Source organism: Pseudoalteromonas luteoviolacea (assembly GCF_000814765.1).
Lineage (GTDB): Bacteria > Pseudomonadota > Gammaproteobacteria > Enterobacterales > Alteromonadaceae > Pseudoalteromonas > Pseudoalteromonas luteoviolacea_H.
This window is the reverse complement of sequence record NZ_JWIC01000004.1, coordinates 653,620-673,799: the sequence shown is the minus strand read 5'-3', so window position 1 is coordinate 673,799 and position 20,180 is coordinate 653,620. Positions and strand designations below refer to the sequence as shown.

Sequence of the window (20,180 nt, the reverse complement as noted above, 5' to 3'; positions counted from 1 at the left end):
ACTACCCCTCCTGTGCTTTGATTGCTGAACCGTCTAGCTTCATCACTGCACCTGCTTTGACTGTCATGGCCGCAGCCGTTTTAATAGTGGTGTCAGCTTTTGAGTCTAAAGTCATTGCGCCTTGCATAGTCTGTATAGACATATCGCCTTGCTCTGCAATCACATTGGTTCCTTCCTCTTTAGACGTGATATTGACGGATTTCCCTGTCAAATTTAGCGCTTCTGTTGCGGTAATTGAGATGTTTTTCTTACCATTAATATCGGTTTCACCATGCACCAGTACATTGGCATTTTGCTTACATTCGATATTCACTTCGCCACCGGAAAAGATATTGATTTGGGCTGGGTTATCACCTTGTGATTCTGGCACAAAAATATCATAGGCATGTTTTTCTCGGTCATATTGAACGATTGCACCATCTTGGTAGTGTGTGCGCTGGACATGCTCACGAGACTCCGTTGGTACAGCACTTAGGCTTTGTACTAACTCATCACCTGTCGCACTGGTCGCATCCACCACATGGTTCATTTTAAAATGCGGTTGCTCATGACCATTGGCATACAAACTACCCAGTACAATGCCTTGTGCCATATCTCCGCAAGGAGCAAGCACTAACACTTGCTCACCCACTTCTGGAGCTTGCCATGTCATGTCTTGAGCAGCTTGATTGGTCAACCAGGGTAATTTTGCGGTCAACCACTCACCGATACGCACTTTGACCCTCGCCAAATCATAGTCAACTTCTTCAACCGTCCCGATTGAAATTAATTTGGCAAAGCGATGCTGCATGTCAGACACAGCCAGTTCAGACTGCTGTTGATTTGCTAACATAGTCGCTCCTAAGTTGTGGTGGGTGCTTTATTTATCAACTTATATTCTCCCCCTTTGGGCCCCAAATATACTTCGGTAATGGCAGGCCCTGGAGGATCGTCTGGGTATTCCACTTGATAGTAGAAATCCCAATAAAGCTGCGCTTTCGCCAGTGTTGAGCTGACTTGATGACTAAATGATATATCGCTTTTTTGAGCGATAAAGTGCTGCCAATGGATGGGCATTTCGTCCACCATCACAAGTGCCTCACACTGAGTTATCAACTGATCAAGTCTTTGCAGCAGCTGCGCGTTGTCAGCATCTTCCAACTCTATGTCTAGCTGTAACTGCAACACTCGTCTATCGAGTGAGTTTGGACTGAGGTTTTTATTGTACGACGGTCCATATGTAACGCCTTTGTCGGCGCCTTTTGCCTGCAGTTCACTGGCTTGACGTTCGCCGAGCAGCTTGACTGTCAGTTGGGCTTGCTGCGTCAGATCTGGGTAAGGTTGTGCGGCTTTTAAGAGCCCCACATGTGCCACCCCTTGAAGTCCAGATGATAAGCATTCAAGCACCTTATTAATTAAGGTACATCTTTGCATGAGGTTATTTACTCTTTGAAGTTAAGACTTATGATGGTTGTGACTCGAAGGAAAAGGCGAGTCGAGATGGACGAAATGCCCAAATTTAAGATAATTAGTCTAAAGTAGGCCAAACGACTTCTGAAGGCGATGGAAAATGAGTCGGTAAATCTCGCAGTGCTTGTCGATAATCACTGAGCTCAGTGGGCACTGATTGCGTATTTTCCAGTGCGCGTAATACCAGTAAATCAGACTCTACCAGCAAGTTGTCACGTTTAGACCTCACCGTGACCCAAGTAATATCTTCACCATGCGGCTCTGTTACTATGTTTTCATAGTCCATGCTTATTGCTCCCAAGAAGGTTGATTATGAGAAACGCGTTGAGCACATGGGCGGCCATTGACCGAGGTATATTCACACGTTGCGGTGAATGCTCGCTCAGAACCACAGTGCGGACGAGTATCAACAAACAAAGAGACACGCCCAATACCATTGCCATATCCTTTGCCAATTTGTCGGAAAAATACCGTGAGTGTTTTGCCCACATCCGCTTTAGTAATATCAATAAATCTAGGCGCTTCACCTGGCTCCGAAATGAATAATTTCAATGCGGTATCGTGCATAATATGCTTCACTTCGATACGCGCAGAGACGCAATCATGAGAAGATGCACCATATATCACTAGGTGATCATAATACGTTGCCATGCCTCTGTGCGACATTACAAAGTCACATTTAAATGTATCACCATCTGAACCAAAAGAGTTGCCAATGTGCTGCGCATCAAACTCAATTAAATTAACGTAGTATGGATCTTTTGGCGCTAAACAGTATCTATAGCTCTCATCAGGGCCATCAGCGGCGGATGTGTAACCTCCAGCTGATAAGTGCTGTTTAAAAGAAAAGCGCTTAGTTAAGCCTTCTTTGTAAACATTAAGCCCATTGATGCTCTCAACCATGCCAGCTTTAAAGTTTTCATACTGTGTATCAAGCTCAGTCGATTTTGAATCTAGAGCTTGATTAATCAGACCCATTTGATTTTGGACGGTATCGCACAATGCGTTCGCACGCGCAGAGACGTTAGTAAGACGTTCTGTGATAGTTAAGTTGTTATCCGACATAATACTCTCTTATTCGAGCCTAAGATGCTTTAAGTACGTCTGGCTTTTGTGGCCAGACTACACTTTCAGGGCTGTTGAATTCTTGTGGAATATTTCTCAAAGCTGCACGATATTCTTGAATCAACTGGGAATCCTCAGCACTGAATGGACTGTCATTCACTTGTGTCCAATCCGATTCTCTCAATAACGAGTTACGAATACTTTTTATTTCTAACCATTGCTTTGCTGTAAACAGTTCATGTTCCGTCATCTTTTATACTCCCAAAATAAAATTATTCGCTGCAACATGCGGCTGAACTTCAGTGATTGGTGCCAAAAAGTAATCCGTACTTGCAATACGCTCTACCACTTGTGTTTCAGACTCAATAACCACCGGCCCTTTACTGTAATGACCATTTAAATAAAACTTATAAGACCAGCCACCACGCAGCCAAATAGAAGACGTATAAGGCGTTGAAGCTGCAGAAATTTTCCCAACAAATGCTCGGCCTGAATAAGAGTGATGAAATTGCTTAGCAAACGTAAAGTCGCCACCATTAGACCAGTTTTGCAATTGCACAAAATAATCTAAAATCCCACCACCCGAAACATCATCATGCACATATCTCTCAACACGTACATCGAGCATTTTGCAATGATAAAGTGTCACTGGATAAAATTTAGAATCATCTAAATGCTTTAAATTGACAGGAACAATGACATCGCCTTTAGATAATGCTTTTTGATAACGATTATCACCCGACTCGATAAAGTCATCCATTTTTCCTTGATATTGGCTAATCGAGCTCGCAGCTTGTGCATCAAACTGTGTCTTTTTAGCTTGCAATGCATCCTGCTCTGCTTTTAATGTATTTTTTATGTTATTGATCTGCGCATCCACGGTGTTGCACAGCTCGTTAGCACGCGTGGCTACTTTTGCTAGGCTCTCTGTAATAGTTGTATGTTCGTTTGACATCAGTCTTCCTTAATTCCTATTGCCCGTTTTCTAAAGCGAGTAATCGTAGTTCTTGTTTTAATTGTCGATGCATTGTGTCTAGCTGCACCAAGGTTAAATCTGCAAGTTCGTTATCAAGCAATACGTTAAAATTATCGATACCCGGCTTCACCTCCACACTATCGGATGGAAGCTGAGCAAGGCTCAAGGTCACACTTTGCAGAATTTTCACATCTGGTGTGCGATAACCTAATGTACGATCTGGCTCAGAATATACGCCCAGTAACACTAAATTTTGGTCACTGCCTACTGGTTCATCGATTTGGATAAACACACCGACTTCACGAATGGCATATTCAGGTGCCGACATGGCTTTATCAAACAGTGCAACCACAGTGACTTGGTGGTTTTCATCTGTTTCGTAATTGTCATCCCGAATTGGCTGAAGCTCTTTAAGATTACGCAGACTCGTTTGAGTTTGCGACGGCGTATAACTTGCGTCACCAAATGCCATATGGCTGATCTGTGCTTTTTTACCATTGGCTTTGGCCGCTAACAAAGCATCTAAGCCAACTTGGGTAAACTGCAGCGTTAATGCAGACATTAAGCAGCTCCTTGTAAGTTAAAATGTTGATAAATAATTTGTCTCGTAACACTGAATAAACCCTCATTCCCAGTGCTGTGAGGAGGTAAAACAGTTTGGCCTGAGATATTTAAATGGTGCGATTGATTCGATTTAGACAGGCCAAATACCCCATAGAGGCCTTTACTATTGCCCGGTTTTATACCGCTCCCCGCAACTTGCCAACTACATAATGTATGAGAATTAGTTGCACCAAATGAATGATATGCCCCACTAGGTTTTGGCGGCTTAACACTTTGGCCTGCTATTGCTAAATGCCTAGCAGAACAACTTGCATTCACAGCAAAAAAACCTGCACCACCGGTATTGCTCGGAGGGACAACTCCCTGACCGGCAATAGCTAAATGTTTGATGCCTCTGCTTTGAGCGGCTCCAAATGCCGCGTTTTTTTGCATTGCTTCATTGGGCTTCACACCATTTCCAGTAGGCGCATCCATACGCTGGACTATGGTTGGCGGTAAAGCGCATACCGCGCCTAACTGCTCGCTGTAAGAAAGTCCTAATTGCACATCCACATGAATAGAACCGCGTTTAACTGCTTCAATAATACGGCGCACTCGCTTTAACATTTGGGGGGTCAGCATTCCTTGCTGCTGCTCATCCAAATTACTATTGATAAGTGCCCACACTTGCACAGTGCCTCGGGGCAACGCTTCTAAATTGTTTCCTTGCCACCACTCTTTGATTTCGGTTTTAATATTTAAACTATCGAGCGCTTTTTGCAGCGCGTAAGGCGTGCCTTTCACTTGGTGTACGGCGAATGCGTCATTAATCACTTGGCGCTTTAGGGCTTCGCTCCATGCCTCGTCCCACTCATCCACAGACACGGACCAAGCTAACCAAGGCAGCAACGCCGCAGGGCACAAAAAAGGGTCCCACACACTGGCAAGCAACAAGCGGCTATCATTCAACACACATGCAGATTTTACTTGGCTGCGTTTCACAGCATCAGACTCATCAGACTGCCAGTTTTCAATGCTAAGTTGAGTAGCAAATTCATTGAGCTGTTGAGCATCACAGAATTCAGGGTGATCCACCAGTGTTAACAGTTGCTTAGCACTGCATTGTAATAAGATACTAGGATTCACCAGTACCGCACTGGGTTGCATGCCACACAGCTTTGCTAGCCAAACTAATTGCGCATCACTTCGACTAGACAGTGCTAATAGAGAGAGCAGTAATTGTCGAACAATTTGATGAGACGGAACCTGCTGACTAAGTGCTTTGACTAGCTCACTGGCATTAGTTGGGATCAATTTATCCATAGACATTTTCCATCAATACTGAGATAGACTCGCAATAAGGCGCTTCTGTCGCCTGACAGACAATATCGTCGACTGGCGTCAACAAAGTCACATCCTCTACACCCGATTGATGCAGTGCGGCGTAAATCCCTGCCCGCGTGACTTTTTTACCGAGATAATGTCGTGATTCACAATATGCTTGCACCGCTTGCTCAGCCGCTGAAACAAGCGCATTACCGGAAGGGCCATGTAAAATAGAGAGCTCTGCGTTCACCGAAAATGGTTTTATTTGTGCCTTGTGCACCGTCACTCTATCCCCTAATGGACGCACTTTCGATGCCACTTCGTCGATACCAGCCTGCTCTGTGCCTTGTGCAGAAAAATAGTGCTTTACCTTATTAATCAGCGCATCGTTTGGCTGACCGGCGTCACTGTTACTCAGTATGGTCAATTCTATATCGCAAGGTTCTGGACTACTTACCGCCACATCTTTTACCTGCGGGTCGCATGACATGGAATGATAAATGTATGACTCGCGACTGCCTGCCGTATTAAGGCCATCAAATGCCAATTGTATGCGCTGTCTAAAAGCAGCATCAGACTCACTTGGAGATGCTTTACGTGACAGATTATACCGTGCAGCAATGGCATCTAAATCATGCCCTTGTGCTGATGCCAACATATTACTCTTCACTGCATCATTGAGTTTTTGTTTTTGTAGTACCTTTTGATATGCGAGTGTTTGTAACAGCAAGGCAACAGGATCGCTTTCTAATGAAAGGGCGGCTTGATACTGTGGGTTTTGTAATAAAAATTGGGCTTTGAGCTGCTCATACTCTTGTTCATAATCAAGCGTGTCAATCACGTCTGGAACAGGAACTTTCGATAAGTCTAATTTAGTAAAGCCGCTCATAATATTCCTATCTGCAATAAAAAACCCGTACTCATTCAAGTACGGGTTTTGATTCATGGGATAACTGTGTAAAGCTCTCTCAAGCTTAAGGTCATTTTACTGATTTTAAGGGGTTAAAACAGGTCATTTATGACCGCCTTTAAACCGCTAAATTTGTGCGTAATACAGAAAACGCCACGCGCTCATTTATCGAAGATGCAGAGCGACATGGCGTTGAAACTGTTGGGTCTTTTTCAGCTAGATGTAAATCAAAAGCTATTTAAGCTGTTCTAAAGCTTAGGTGTATTTTACTGATTTTAAGGAGTTAAAACAGGTCATTTATGACCGCCTTAAAACCGCTAAACTTGTGCTTCATACAAAAAACGCCAGGTGCTCGTTTATCGAAATAAAAAAGCAACATGGCGTTGAAACTGTTGGGTCTTTTTCAGCTAGATGTAAATCAAAAGCTATTTAAGCTGTTCTCAAGCTTAGGTGTATTTTACTGATTTTAAGGAGTTAAAACAGGTCATTTATGACCGCCTTAAAACCGCTAAACTTATGCGTAATACAAAAAAACGCCAGGTGCTCGCTTATCGAAATAAAAGGGCAACATGGCGTTGAAACTGTTGGGTCTTTTTCAGCTAGATGTGAACCTTAAGCTGTCTAAGCGTTTCTCAAGCTTAGGTGTATTTTACTGATTTTAAGGAGATAAAACAGGTCATTTATGACCGCCTTAAAACCGCTAAACTTGTGCGTAATACAAAAAACGCCAGGTGCTCATTTATCGAAGATAAACCAGCCAAGTGGCGCATTATATTGTTAGGTAATGTATCAGCTCAGTGTCAATCACAAGCTGTTTAAACTTTTCTCAAGCTTAGGTGTATTTTACTGATTTTATGGAATTAAAACAGGTCATTTATGACCGCCTTAAAACCGCTAAATTTGTGCGTAATACAAAAAACGCCACGCGCTCATTTATCGAAGATAAACCAGCCAAGTGGCGCATTATATTGTTAGGTAATGTATCAGCTCAGTGTCAATCACAAGCTGTTTAAACTTTTCTCAAGCTTAGGTGTATTTTACTGATTTTAAGGAATTAAAACAGGTCATTCCTGCCCTATATGCAACAATTTAAAAGCAGCATAAAACTCAATAAAAGAAAACCCGCTCGACACGGCTAAGCGGGTTTAGGTTGTTGGAATAACAAGTCTGTTGCTTTCTCAAGCACACATGATACTAACCCGTTTATTGGGAATAAAACGGGTCATTACACCAAATTTATAATGAAATATTTACATCAAACGTAAATTCTTTCAGTTCTTCGGATGTTGAGATATCCGCAAGAGTCAGCTCAGCTTTGTCACTGGCTAAACGGATCTGCTCTCGTTGCGCCAATAATTCGGCCAAATGTGCCTTACTTAACCCAATCTCGGCCTGATCGCCCGCAAGCTCAGCCATCAATAGGTGCTCTTGGGCTTTTTGCACACGCCACTGCTCATCATTGAGTTTATTAAACACAGCCTCTTTGATCGCAGTAAGCTGATCGGCCTTTTCAGATTCCAATCTTTCTTGTGCCAGCAAGATTTGTTGCGCTTCATACGTTTTTTTGTAATCCTCAATCGAGGTGCTATTCCAAGCAACCCCAGTTTGAGGGTGAACCAACCAAAAGTTTCCATCAATTTTCATGCCTTTATCGGCAAAATATTCACAACTCATGTTTTCTCCTTAAAATGCACGACAAGTACGGCCTAAACCATAATTATTGTGTGTATAGTGCTCATTCAAAATGCCTGCGCCAGAATATGGATTAATGCAGCTGATTACCCCGCCCATCAGGCCGTTATCGTATGCTGCATGGTAAGGTCTTGAATGATAAGAGTATGCCCCTAATATTTCGCCAGACATCGTCTCAAGTATCACTTTAGTTTCAGCATCTGGTGAATTGTGAGCATTGTAATGACCCGTGCTACAGCTGAAGAAGTAGTTAAGCGGCTCTAAACGTCTTTCATGAGTGAAACGGTAATGGGCACTGAATTTATTTTCACCCATTTTGGTCACGCCATTGTAGTGACCAAAATAGCCATAATAACTCACACCATAGCTACTCATCGGTGTTTCAGAATGGTTGAAATAATGTCTGCCATAAGCGTGCTGTAAACTGTGGTACATAAATTTCACAACCGTGAAGTCACCAGCATCCACATAGGCTTGTAACTCTTCATTGTTCGCGATAGCTGTCGTTGTGACAACGTTACCATCACGGTACTTTTCAACCAATACAGATGTGCCTTCATCAACCATAACAAGACAATGTTTATTGTTATCGTACAAAACACCTACTTGATGATGAGCATGAGTCGTTGCTGTGCTAATACCAAATTGATCGGTTGCATCTAAATTTTGTTTTGGCTTAGTAATAGAGGTAAAGCCTGATGATTTACAAAATATACCGCCATAGTTTGCAATAGCGGTGGTCTGAGAGTCCTGCGTGCTATACACGATTTCATACTGAATATCTGCCGCATTGCTTTTGCTCGCAAGCGGTAAATACGCACTGGTGCCGTAGTAGTAAATTTTACTCGCTGGATTTTGCTCAAATGCATTCGTATGAACAAAGCTGGTATGCGTCGTCGTTTTTTCTGCTGCATTGGCATTGAGCTTTAAATACTCTAATCGACACTGCTCAGTTGTCGCATTGTGAGTAAAGCTCGGCCTAATAACATAAGTATCTCCACTATTATCGTAAACAGCAAATGTGCCTGTCGCCCTTCGATTGTTTGCAGAGGTGCTCGGAGAATCTATTGGCGTCATCCCAAATAAAGGCCTGATATGCAAAGCATTACTGGTAGCCTGTAACGACTCCACACGATTTAGATTCGGCGCCATCGCATCTAATAAGTCTAATTTGCTAGACTTTGTATCCAGTGTTGTACTGGTTTGCGTGAGCGACTCAGTCGCGCTTTGCAAAGCCGCACCACTGGATTGAGATACTTGCTGTAGTGTCGATGTGGCATCATTGATGTGTGACTCTGCAACCGCCACAACGGCTTGCTCTAGCTTTGCATTATCAGTCAGTTTGGTAATTGCATTACTCACTAATGCTTGTTCTTCGGCTGTAAGCGGCTGATTGCCTTCCATATCGGCAACTAGCTTATCTACCATGACTTGCACGGCATTTTGAATACTCGCCATAATATCCTCTTATAAAGTTAATAGTGGTTCGCCGAGTAGCTGGTTAAGCTTGACTCGTCTGAGTTTCTCGTTCAGTAGCGTATCTTGCTGCTGGTCAAGATTGGTTTGCATATAGAGCACCTGATCAATATCGATTATCGCTTGTCGAATTCGCTCTACATCTTGTTGTAATAAATTGTCGGGGTGTGGGAGAGGGAGTGCATAAGAAAGGGTTTTATCGTCTATCATACCCCCTCCTAAATTGAGAAGGTTCTGAGAGACCGAACTCGAGGCCTGTCTATGTGTGTACCTGATAACACCAGCTTCACGCGCGCTTGTGATTCACTCAGGTTAGAAAACTCGTAATTGCACAATAGCCAACCATCTCCCTGTGGCTGAGTTGTTTTCTGCGGTATGTTTACCCATTGACCTTGTTGCTGAATAAACACATCCACTTTAGCCGTACCGGGCAGCTGCCCTTCGAAACTCACTTTCAAACTGCCACCGATTTGGCATGGAATGGCACGAGTCACATAATCAGCTTCATTACTCACTTTACCCAATGCAGTTTGCACACTATCGAACAACACCGGTGTTTGCGTTTCGGTCCCTGTTAATCTCGCGCTCACCTGCAATGGTTCTTTCACCTTGTTAGCCAAACGCAGTGCTTGCCACTCTTGCAAATTAAATTGACCTAATTGCGCACCGCTGAATTCAAAATGCAGTTGAGTTTCACTGCTTGGACGCTCAATCACGGCCATTGCTAAAATATCGCTGTGTTCATCCAGCTCAACTTGACCAAGGGGGACTGTCTGCGTTGTTTGTGTAAAACGAGCCGCTTTTAATCTAAAGGTTAAATCTCTATTTTGATGCGGTGTCCAGGTAGACGCGTTACTTGATGAAAGTAATACGCCAACTTGATATGGCTGTGTGGTCACCCAGCCACTTTCACTATCAAACTTACCGAGTTCCGCAATCGCCACTTCATGATCAGGGTCGTCCGTTAACACCACAATGGCATATTCTTGCCCCGCATTAAGCGAGACCGGATCAAACTCAAATAAGGTTGGCTCACCATTCACTTTAAACATAGAGCGCTCAAGTGATGCTTCCGCCAAAACGGTCTGATTGGGAATGCCCACTTCGGTTTCTCTAATCTGAACGCGAACGGGTTTATCACCCCCTATTTTTTTAAACCACAGCTCAACACCCGCAATAAAGCGCCTTTGTGGTAACGTAAATGTTTGTGCTAAAGGGTCAAAGCGTACCGTTGTAATTGTGGTAATACGGCGCGCTGTTTCACTCACGATGGTGCCACTACCAGTGTAAGTTGCCTCACCGAATGAGCCTTTTTCTCCCTCAAACCTCACGGTTTTACTGCCAACAGGAATGTTTGCGGGAATATAAAAACGGCCGCTTAAGCGGCCGTTTGGGTCTGCGTTAATCATGATGTCTCCTCTGGTGTCACCACAATGCCATCAAAAATTACCCGTTTCAGTGCTTCACCTTCGCCAAAACCAGACAAGGAGAAATTCACCCAACGGCGGCGTAATAGTTCAGCACTTCGCGTTGTGCGGCCAATCACCTGTGTTTGCGTTGATTGCGTGGTACGAGTGCGCCATCCTCCACCTCGAGTAAACCGTTGCGTAATCGGGCTCGTCCAACTGCGCTGCGTTTGCGTCCAGTGGTCTAGACTCGGTGTCAAGGTAATCGTGGCAGGGATAGGCTCAACGGCTTGATAAGGGTTTATTTTCATACTGCCCGTCTGTTTGGGCTGCTCGAGCACATTTTCTAACTCATAAGGTAAGGTCAGTAACCCATCGTTTGGTACGGGCAAATCTGCAATATCCGCACTGAGGGGGAGTACTAACTCACCATCAACAATGGCAGCCGTTTGTGCAATGCCCGCATCACGCATATCGTCATCGATGAACGGATCTACAAACACCCCATATTTACTGGCTGGGTCTTGGCTATTGGCATCATTGCGAAGACGCTCAATTGCCAACAATTGGTAAAGATCACCAATTTGATTTTGCATTTGCTCAAGCTGCGACATAGAAACTGCGCGTACAGCTAAGTTTTCAATCGCAGGCGCTTGCTCACTTAACCAAGATTGAGTAACTTGCGCCAAAGCTAAATGATGCGCGGGTGCTTTAGGCGCAATAGGAAATTGATGTGCCGCCTGCCCTTTAATCCGCTTAATTTGGCCAAAGCGATCAAGCACAATTAAATCAATACGTGGACGGTGCCACTGGTAGTCAATTGTCACTAAGGTGTTATCGACAATTACGCCACCATCAGCCAACTGCCTATCTAGATTAAAACCGTATTCATCAAAGTCGAGCATAAGCTGCTTTCTGTAACGGTACGTTACCTCATATTGACTGCCGCCAGCAGGTTCTTCGCCACTGAGCTGCCAACTGATGTGGTTTCGCAAAAAGATAAAATCCGTTCCTTGAATATACGTCGTACTCTCTTGAGAATTTGTATCACCTTGCGTAATGCTTAAGATTTCTAAGACAGAATCATCCGGTAATAGATCTTCACCACCAGACAGTTGGCCCCGGGTAAGCTGGGTCGTTTTTTCGACAGTCACATTGACTTCTTCTATCTGTTTAACAGGAAAAAAGTCCGTATCAATGCGCATGATACCTTGGCCATCGGATTGAAAAGTCTTAGGTTCTTCTTTGACCTCACCTACATCAGGATCATAATCAAATTCAGCCGTTCTCGAGGTTGCAAACGCCACTTCATAGCCTTCGATATGGGCTTTGCCCTCTTCTAGACTAAAGCTCTGAACGGTTTGATCTGCACCTCGATAACTTAAAGACATCCCTTCAACCACATAGCTTCCGCCGTTTGACTCTCTGTCATAACGTGCAAGCGCTTGTGTAACCGCATCAAGCTGCGGTGGCGGTTGTTTTATGATTAACGTGCCCTGCTCTATTTTATGCACAGGGTAAAATGCATCATCAGGGCCAATCGCATCACTGCGTAATCCCCATTGGCAAACTTGTTGCAAACGGGCAGCCCCAGGTTCATCAAAGTTTATTGCATCAACAGCAGGGTCTCTTAGGCTTGGATCTTGCTCCTCAGTCACCACATTGTGCGTGAGCCACACACCAACATCGACACTGCCAGCCATATCGATAGGTACAGCGCTGCTTGATACCGGCCTTACTTGCCCGGCAATGTACACTTCACCGTCTGTTACTAAAGCAGTGGCCAACTTTGCATCAATGATCACTTCGCCACCTTTGACCAAATCACCATCTTTTAAGAGTACATCCGCAACCCCCTTTATTTGGTGATTGACTTGTGACTGTAAATCATTGAGCTCTCTGCTTTGCAGTCCCTTACCGGCTCTGAACAGTAAACGTTCATAACCTGAGTCTGCATGAAATTTTTCATAATAATCGTCAAGCATAAACACCTCTAAAAGCTAACAACAAATTCGAAGCTTTCTCGCACGCCCTGCTCACGAATAAGCGGAGCACGATGTTCAAGAAGCAATAAAGTGCCAGAGTTAGCGACCTGTTCCGGCGTCAAATATACCAAGCCATCGGGGAGCTGAGCATCTGCTTGCAAGCCTGACATTAAGCCAAGTTCGCGCACGGTTTCTCCTGCGCCATCAGTAAAGTCAAAGGTAAATTCACAATAAATATGCTGAGTTGGCTCAGAAGATAAGCTAAAGCGACCACCTTGAATAAAGATGTCACCTTGATCATCGGGATAACAAAATCCGACTTTTTTTGCTTTACGATAACCTATAGGATCAGCAAGATTTGTCGCGGCAATAGGTTCGGCAGGTGGCATTTGCCACTGAGACGCGCCGCGTCCCCAAGCCAAATAAATGGAAGTTTGTGCAATTGTTTGAGCGAGCATAGTTCGCCCTGCACGGGTAAGAATAGCCAAAATATTTCCTTATCGTCCTTCACTCGGTCCATGTACCGCATTAACTCATTTACCAAGTGTCTCAACGCGCCTTCCTAGGCATGACATAACTATCCTTGCAAACACTCATGAAGAGTTGCATAAAACCAAGCTCAAGATTTGTTAATATTTGAAAAAGTTAACGATTTTGCTGGTGTGCAATAATCACTTGAGGTGATTGAATTGCAGACCAACTGCTCGCTTGCCAATGACCAAACCACTGCGCTTGGTCAAGAGTATAAGCACGACTCGACTGACGACTGTGCACCGAAGTCGCACCAAATTGGTTTATAAGCGGCTCACTAAGACGTAAAACGCCTAAAATTTCAGAAGAGTAACTCTGCCAAGCACTATTATGTTTGCGCGTTAAACCACTGCTGTGCGTATCACTGCTAAAGCTATGGTGTTCTGGGTGAGTACGCTTAGTGCTTATTCGCAGTAGCTTGCCATTTTTAAGGTGATGCCTAAATCCGGAGTGATCACTTAGCAGCGAGCCGAAAGGTTTTGCTGATAAAGTGAGTTCTCGGATATCAAATTGATAAGTGACACGAGTCAGCTCACTCCGTGCGGGTGCACTGAGCTCAGCCAGTTGAGACATGCGCTCAACATCATTTAAGTTGGGCAATTGCTCAAGGTGACATTGGTAGCGGTAAAAGTGACGATAGGACGTTGACTCTTCAACATCTTTAAGTGAAAAGCCAAGCCATCCATACGCCATTTCAAGACTTTTTCGCGTTCCTCGGATCCGCTGCCAAGTCAGGCCTTGTTGCAGTACTTGGTCAAGGTCATCTAAGTAAGGTACCAAAGCACCTAAACCATATTCCCAAATGAGCCAAGGTAACAAAGATTGTTGAGGGTGAGATTTAAAGCCACGTAATAGCGATATGCCCTCACCCAGCATCAACTCTAACTGCCCGTGCTTAACAACAGCAGCTTGCATCTCACTGTGGTTGTAAGGCAGTAATGCGTCGCTTTTTTTATCTAGGTGATCAGACATAATTGAATTTGCCCTAACTGAGCATATTGATTGGACTCGATATTGATCAAGCTATCTGGCGTGTGTATTTCAACATGTTTTACCCCTTCGACATGCAGTTGAGCACTCAGCCAGCTAGGGGTCATCGCAACGCCAAGCGCCATGGCATCTTGCCAAGCAGCGCGGAGCTTTTCTTCTAACTGTGTAAATACCCAGTTAGGTACATTGTGTTGCAGATAAATATCCGCTTTTACATCAATAGGCACTTCTTCTGCATGATTGACTTCTACCTGATCCGTTAAAACCTTAACTTGATCGCTCAGTACGTATTCTCGTACTTGCTGTAAAAGCGCATCAGCAGAGTCTGTATCTTGAAATAATATCGACACGCGAACACGTCCGGAGGCAGGGCTATCCACTTCTACATCACGAATAGCATTGGGAGCAGCGGTGAGCGCTGCATTACGGTAATGATCTTTACTACCAGCGGTACTGGAAGCCAGAGTTTTTTGCCGAATGCGAAGACGGTAGTTACCGTCTTCTTCACCCTCGGCACGCCCTAGACCATAAAATACACCAAGTTGATCTAAATCGCCGCCTTGCGCCGTCGCTAACAAGTTAGCATACGCCGCTTCATTGATACGCTGACGCAACAACAGTTCTCGATAGCTTTCTACTTGCAGACAGACTGTCAGCGGGTCGCTTTCAAGATCTAGTGCATCAGCGTATTGCGGTGCAATGGATTTAAATCTATCTTTGCGGGCTTGGTATATACGTTCATAGTCCAGTGGCTCAATGATATCTGGCGCTGGGAGCGCAGAAAAATCAAAGTACTGGGAGTTCATAGGGGATCTCTTGGGAAGGAAATAGTCAATTATTACTTGATAATATCAGCCACACCTTGCGCGCGGGCTTCAATCTCAGCAAACACACTGTCAGTCCCTTTATGCTGATATGGAAAAGTCAACTGATCCGCATTGTGCTTTTCTACTATCGGTGCAAACAAGCTCGCTGATTGTGACGCTGCTAATTTTACGTCATCAAGAGAAGTTGCGGTTGAAATTGCCTGTGTTAATTTAGCAAATTCAACTAAGATCATATGGGTAGTGTCAGAAGTTGTGCCAATCAACGAGTCCGCATCTGCAACTTCATAATGAATGCGCGAGCGCTGCTCTACTTTAACATCATTTAAACTAATGTCTTTATTATCAAAAGGGTTTGTCTCAGACATGCATCACCTATAGTGGAATTTTAGGGTAGTTAACAACACGATCAATGGAAAAATAACTATTACCACCAAACTGTAAAATATTCTGCGGTAGCAGGCTCTGTGGGTTAGACACACCATCAGAGACCACATTCACTAGTCTTGCAAATAAACAGCTGTATGGGTGTAAGCCTGCGATATTCATACATGGAATATCCTTAACTAGAGAGCCATTCCACCAGCCGCCCATTTGAGATTGATGTATATCAACGCCTTGTGACGCAATATTGTCATTTATCTGCTCACTGGTCGCACTTTCATTGGTTAATATGAATTGCATATACGTGCGACTCCAATCAGCCACATATTTTTCAGGGGTTTCATAATAACCAGGCGAGTATGAATAACCCGACACGGTATGAACCTTAGTGAGTGCTTTGGCAGCTGGATATGTATTGTAACCACTTGTCCCCCCCCCATTTGGTACTTTAATCCAAATAGAGCGCGTTTCATCATTTGGGTCTGCAACTAACCCATTATCTTGAATAAGTGTACTTTTACTATGTACCTTACGGTCATAGTAGTTAATACGCATATCAGCATGGCTTTGAGCCAAATTAATGATGGCTTGTTGAATACGGCTATCACCAGCTGTAACTGCTGCGCTCACATCCGCTTGCGCTTTTGCTACCGCAGCATCAATTTCACCGGTTTTGTTTATCACTGTATTTGCTAAGTCATTATTCGATGTGATTAATTCACCATTGGTCGTATGTAGCTCTGTGATGAGCTGCTCAAGCGTTTTAGCTTGTGTAGACATAAATATTGTCCTCAATATAAATTTGAAATATAGGTAGTAAAAAAGAAAGGAAAGGTTGCAGAGTTAGCTCGTTGCAGCAACGGGTGGAGCAACATGATTTAGCCCTGTCACCTTGGAGATCAAATAGCACCCTGTAGCCAACTCCACACCGGGGTTAGACAGTTGCCCACAATGCATATCAACGTTATTAAATACTGCCAGTACGGCACCGCCCACTGGAGCTGTGTCCAATCGAATATGTGGCATAGGCTCATAAACTATCTCACCTGCACTATTAGAAATATGCGAGGCAAATGTGACGTTACTCATTGAGAACATCCCAATTTTGCTAAACTTGGCATAATTGGCTGCAACAAAGTAAGGAAAAAATTGCCCTGTCGTATTGCGGTGAAACACCACCACTGGAAAGCTGGCACTGTCACTGGCCAATGAGTAAGCAGCCTTGCCTAAGTTTTCAAATAATCGATTACCTGCCATCAATATGGTCTTTTGGAATTCTCCAAACAGCTCAAGTGTAATTGATGCATTGTCACCACTGGTGTTAAACGCAATTGCACCGGTAAAATGCAGTTTTAACCCAATAGATTGCCAATCATTCTCGGTATACGTATTAAAAATAACTGAGCAATCTGGCACCACCACGGTCGTGGAAACATGCTCTACATTATTTGCAGCAAGCATGATGCGAGCAGAGCAACCCGGTACCAGTTTAGCCACCGCTGCTTTGATTGTGTTTAGTGGCGCTTGTGCACTTAAACCATCATTGCTGTCACTACCAACCGTTCGATCAGCATTGACATACAAGGTCTGCGCAAATGTGCTTTTTATTTCGCCATTGACTTTAGAAAACGCCGAATCAACTTTACTGTCAACGTTGAGTAATAACTGGTTGATATCATTTGTCAGTTCGCTACATTGCTGAGTCAAATTTGCGTTGTTACTGGCAAGCTCAGCCACACTTTTTGATAAACTAGACATGGTGTTACCCCTCCAGCTTTAAAAGGCGGTCATTAAAGTGTATTTGCCTCAAATTTGACTGAATTTGCGCTGTGAGTGCTTTGGTTTGTGCAATGGTCAGTGCGGCAAATTCATCGGCGTAATATAGACTTAAATCCCCCGATACATTGAAGTCCAAGCTTTCCGGCGGAACCGCCGTTAAAAGCAAATCGAACCCTTGGACAATTTTCGCAATCGGCGTCTGAAAAAAAAGCACATTCTCAGGGTGAGACCAGACAGCAAACAAGGTCCGTTGGCTTTCGTCTTGATGGTCATTGAGGTAAAAACCTACTTCTTTTACCGCATACTGATTATCATCAGTAAATTCTGCTGTGACATGGAACTGACCATTACCCACTACTTCAGCACCCGATACAGGTGCTGTATTTTTTTGACTTTTTAAAGCCGTTTGATTTCTATCGGGTGTATAACCCGCATCACCCACAGCAATATGGCCAATTTGAATTTTAACCCCTTGTTCAAGGGCACTGACCGCTGCGTTTATCCCCTGCTGTGTCACAACAGGTGTATATACATTCATATAGGTACCTCAGATTATAAATTAAGCGTGATATTTTGAATGGAAACGGTGTAAGCACCGCTTGCTATTGAACTATTTGATGTATGTTGAAATTTAGGATTGTCTTTCAACGAAGTACTTGAGAGGTGAGCCGTAACCGCAGAAGCGGATATAACGGCACCCGAGCTAAAATATGCCATTGCTTTATCTGCAAACGACTGTGTCCCAACATGATTAGATGCACTCATCGATGCAACATGTACTGAGCTTAAGTTAAAATCAAAACTCGGGTTATCTACTAGCTTTGACGCATGTACACTGCCTATTTGAGCTGCCGCAAAATGACATACATTAACTGGTGCAAAGTTAAATATCGGTTCATCACGGTGCATGGCGATTTGCATCGATGCGCTTTGCCCTCCACCAATCACTTGGATGCCCGTGTTGAGGTTAACACCAATATTAAAATCGATATTCGTCCGCATTGGCTTTGTCGCCACCACAGATTGCCACATTTGCCCCTGCAATTTAGGACTTAAAAAAGTGCTACCATTGCTGTCTAGATTCTCATTGGCAATGGCCAGCAACTTTGCGCTATGTGGTACACCACCATATTGCCACCACTCTTGTAGCTCAACCTTGGCATTGAGCACTTTCAATGCATTATTTACCGCACTGATCGTCCCCTTATATCTGTGCCGTGGCACACTGTCCGCAATGACCTTGCGCTGCACATGCTCTGGCCAAGCACTATCCCAAACATCCACACTCAATGAGTCGGCAAGCCAAGGCAAAAACCGTACAGGGCATGTCCATGGATCCCATAACTGCTTATGCGATACTGGGATATTCAATATTCGGTCACTACAATGCTCAAGTGCCAACTCCAACTCGGAAGTATTTCCCTGCAATGTGAAGTTAGACATGCTCGTCTCCCACAGAGATCGTCGCCCGAGAGCAAAACGCAGCCTGATGTGCTTGCACAGCAATATCCCACTGCGGCGCGCTCAGCTCAACTCGTTGCACGCCCTCACGATGCAATACTGCATATAAACCAGACAGAGAAATGTCATGTCCCAATTTATGATGCTCAGCCAACCACGCCGCTAAGCTTACTTTCGCTTCCTCAACCAATGCCGGCCCATCCATGCCTGGGTAAATGTGCAATACCGCGTCTAGCTCAAATTCGATGATATCTGCGGATTTGATATGCACTCTGTCAGTCATCGGCCTGACACTTTCCTTGTTTAACTGTGTTCTGACATGCTCTATGACCTCTGGGGTTGCCTGGCCATTTCCTTGGCTTGTTAGTAATGTTACCACCACGTCCCCAGGTGCTGGCTCTGACGGTTCAGCACCTGATAGCACTTCTGGCGTCAAACCAGCGTCATCTGTACATACCAATATTCGCGCACTAGGCGGCAATAAGTTAGCGACTTGCTCAGGTAAGTCGATATAAGCAAACTCGGGCGCATCTACAAACACATCTTTGACATATTGTGATCCCTTCAGTGCATGAAAAGCATATGCGCCTGCGGGGCCCGCGGTGCTAAATCCTTCTAGCGCCAATGCAATACGTTCACGATACCGCTCATCACTTTCATAAATAGCTGGTTTCGGAGGTATCTGTGCACTGTCAGCTGGCTCTAATACTGCACGCTCGACTTCAAAGCGATTACCCAAATAATCAAGTTCACTGCTTGTAGCATGTGCCAGTAACACGCCATGTGCACTGTCATTGATTCGCTGACGCAGTAACAATTCCCGGTAGGCAAATGACTCCACTAACTTAACCACAGGATCGCTGATAAGGTTAAGCTCAGCGTCAGGAAAGCGTGTTTTAAAGTCATCTAAAATCTCAGCCCTAATCTTTTCAAAGCTTAGTGACTCAATGAGGTTTGGCGCCGGCAAACGGCTGAGATCTATGGCGCTAAAGTTTGTCAATGACATAACTAAGCTCAGGATTAAAGTTATGAAAAATGCCTGACTAACGCATAGACAGGCACATAAGGATTGTTAACAAGCTATGATTTAGGAAAGCTTGCTTTAACATTGGCTCTGGCATCTAACCACACCTGCTTTGCATCAATGGTTTTTTGCGCAGTATCACCAGATTCAGTTAGGCTTGCCATGTAATCTATAAAGAGATGGTCACAGACATGAGCATATCGCTCTCGACGGTTATCTTGCACTTCTTGCTCGGAGAAAATAAGCTGATAATCCCCCTCATCAACTCCGGCATTTTTTGCTATTTTCTGAGCGTTTTCTGGTGTAGTTAGTCCACCTGCCACAATGCGACCTGTTGAGATTTGTTTCAATAATGCCAT

24 protein-coding genes are annotated in these 20,180 nt (G+C 44.2%); all 24 read right to left on the bottom strand.

Annotated features, from left to right (window positions below):
• Position 1: 1 nt before the first annotated feature.
• The 24 genes from JF50_RS06280 to JF50_RS06165 all read right to left on the bottom strand — a co-directional run bounded on the left by JF50_RS06280 (position 2) and on the right by JF50_RS06165 (position 20,180).
• The gene (locus tag JF50_RS06280) at positions 2-832 is read right to left on the bottom strand and encodes a phage baseplate assembly protein V (RefSeq protein ID WP_039608575.1); all 831 of its coding nucleotides are present in this window, start codon (positions 830-832) and stop codon (positions 2-4) included.
• An 8-nt stretch (positions 833-840) separates the two neighbouring features.
• Entirely contained in the window at positions 841-1,413 is a 573-nt protein-coding gene (locus JF50_RS06275) for a hypothetical protein (RefSeq protein ID WP_039608574.1), read from the bottom strand.
• A 94-nt stretch (positions 1,414-1,507) separates the two neighbouring features.
• Entirely contained in the window at positions 1,508-1,735 is a 228-nt protein-coding gene (locus JF50_RS06270; protein WP_039608573.1) for a phage tail assembly chaperone, read from the bottom strand.
• 2 nt (positions 1,736-1,737) lie between these two features.
• Positions 1,738-2,514, bottom strand: coding sequence for a hypothetical protein (locus tag JF50_RS06265; RefSeq protein ID WP_039608572.1), 777 nt, complete (start codon positions 2,512-2,514; stop codon positions 1,738-1,740).
• Positions 2,515-2,533: 19 nt separating this feature from the next.
• The gene (locus JF50_RS06260) at positions 2,534-2,764 is read right to left on the bottom strand and encodes a tail fiber assembly protein (RefSeq protein WP_039608571.1); all 231 of its coding nucleotides are present in this window, start codon (positions 2,762-2,764) and stop codon (positions 2,534-2,536) included.
• A gap of 3 nt (positions 2,765-2,767) precedes the next feature.
• Positions 2,768-3,469 carry a hypothetical protein gene (locus JF50_RS06255; protein WP_039608570.1) on the bottom strand — a complete coding sequence of 234 codons (702 nt, stop codon included), beginning with the start codon at positions 3,467-3,469 and terminating at the stop codon, positions 2,768-2,770.
• A 16-nt stretch (positions 3,470-3,485) separates the two neighbouring features.
• Positions 3,486-4,052 (bottom strand): phage tail protein, encoded by a 567-nt coding sequence (locus JF50_RS06250; protein ID WP_039608569.1) that lies wholly within the window; start codon positions 4,050-4,052, stop codon positions 3,486-3,488.
• Positions 4,052-5,356: a phage tail protein I gene (locus JF50_RS25970; RefSeq protein ID WP_052262153.1), complete on the bottom strand. Its 1,305-nt coding sequence runs from the start codon at positions 5,354-5,356 to the stop codon at positions 4,052-4,054. Before JF50_RS25970 ends, JF50_RS06250 begins: the two co-directional genes overlap by 1 nt.
• Positions 5,349-6,248 carry a baseplate assembly protein gene (locus JF50_RS06240; protein ID WP_039608568.1) on the bottom strand — a complete coding sequence of 300 codons (900 nt, stop codon included), beginning with the start codon at positions 6,246-6,248 and terminating at the stop codon, positions 5,349-5,351. The genes JF50_RS25970 and JF50_RS06240 overlap by 8 nt, the downstream gene beginning before the upstream one ends.
• A gap of 1,257 nt (positions 6,249-7,505) precedes the next feature.
• A complete protein-coding gene (locus JF50_RS06235) occupies positions 7,506-7,943 on the bottom strand; it encodes a hypothetical protein (protein ID WP_039608567.1) in 438 nt (145 codons plus the stop codon).
• Between the two features lie 9 nt (positions 7,944-7,952).
• On the bottom strand, positions 7,953-9,419 hold the full coding sequence (locus JF50_RS06230; protein ID WP_039608566.1) for a hypothetical protein: 1,467 nt from the start codon (positions 9,417-9,419) through the stop codon (positions 7,953-7,955).
• A 9-nt stretch (positions 9,420-9,428) separates the two neighbouring features.
• Positions 9,429-9,647, bottom strand: coding sequence for a hypothetical protein (locus tag JF50_RS06225; protein ID WP_039608565.1), 219 nt, complete (start codon positions 9,645-9,647; stop codon positions 9,429-9,431).
• A gap of 8 nt (positions 9,648-9,655) precedes the next feature.
• A complete protein-coding gene (locus JF50_RS06220; RefSeq protein ID WP_039608564.1) occupies positions 9,656-10,846 on the bottom strand; it encodes a hypothetical protein in 1,191 nt (396 codons plus the stop codon).
• A complete protein-coding gene (locus JF50_RS06215; RefSeq protein WP_039608563.1) occupies positions 10,843-12,828 on the bottom strand; it encodes a DUF4815 domain-containing protein in 1,986 nt (661 codons plus the stop codon). Before JF50_RS06215 ends, JF50_RS06220 begins: the two co-directional genes overlap by 4 nt.
• Before the next feature lie 8 nt (positions 12,829-12,836).
• Positions 12,837-13,316 (bottom strand): hypothetical protein, encoded by a 480-nt coding sequence (locus JF50_RS06210; RefSeq protein WP_039608562.1) that lies wholly within the window; start codon positions 13,314-13,316, stop codon positions 12,837-12,839.
• Between the two features lie 157 nt (positions 13,317-13,473).
• Positions 13,474-14,331 carry a phage tail protein gene (locus JF50_RS06205; RefSeq protein WP_039608561.1) on the bottom strand — a complete coding sequence of 286 codons (858 nt, stop codon included), beginning with the start codon at positions 14,329-14,331 and terminating at the stop codon, positions 13,474-13,476.
• Complete coding sequence (locus tag JF50_RS06200) at positions 14,316-15,155, bottom strand: baseplate assembly protein (RefSeq protein ID WP_039608560.1); 840 nt, start codon at positions 15,153-15,155, stop codon at positions 14,316-14,318. The genes JF50_RS06205 and JF50_RS06200 overlap by 16 nt, the downstream gene beginning before the upstream one ends.
• A gap of 32 nt (positions 15,156-15,187) precedes the next feature.
• The gene (locus JF50_RS06195; protein WP_039608559.1) at positions 15,188-15,541 is read right to left on the bottom strand and encodes a hypothetical protein; all 354 of its coding nucleotides are present in this window, start codon (positions 15,539-15,541) and stop codon (positions 15,188-15,190) included.
• Positions 15,542-15,548: 7 nt separating this feature from the next.
• On the bottom strand, positions 15,549-16,337 hold the full coding sequence (locus JF50_RS06190) for a hypothetical protein (protein ID WP_039608558.1): 789 nt from the start codon (positions 16,335-16,337) through the stop codon (positions 15,549-15,551).
• A gap of 63 nt (positions 16,338-16,400) precedes the next feature.
• Entirely contained in the window at positions 16,401-17,315 is a 915-nt protein-coding gene (locus JF50_RS06185) for a hypothetical protein (protein ID WP_039608557.1), read from the bottom strand.
• Positions 17,316-17,319: 4 nt separating this feature from the next.
• The gene (locus JF50_RS06180; RefSeq protein ID WP_039608556.1) at positions 17,320-17,874 is read right to left on the bottom strand and encodes a phage tail protein; all 555 of its coding nucleotides are present in this window, start codon (positions 17,872-17,874) and stop codon (positions 17,320-17,322) included.
• Positions 17,875-17,888: 14 nt separating this feature from the next.
• Complete coding sequence (locus tag JF50_RS25965) at positions 17,889-18,779, bottom strand: phage tail protein I (RefSeq protein ID WP_052262152.1); 891 nt, start codon at positions 18,777-18,779, stop codon at positions 17,889-17,891.
• Positions 18,772-19,803: a baseplate assembly protein gene (locus JF50_RS06170; protein ID WP_039608555.1), complete on the bottom strand. Its 1,032-nt coding sequence runs from the start codon at positions 19,801-19,803 to the stop codon at positions 18,772-18,774. Before JF50_RS06170 ends, JF50_RS25965 begins: the two co-directional genes overlap by 8 nt.
• A 74-nt stretch (positions 19,804-19,877) precedes the next feature.
• Complete coding sequence (locus tag JF50_RS06165; protein WP_039608554.1) at positions 19,878-20,180, bottom strand: hypothetical protein; 303 nt, start codon at positions 20,178-20,180, stop codon at positions 19,878-19,880.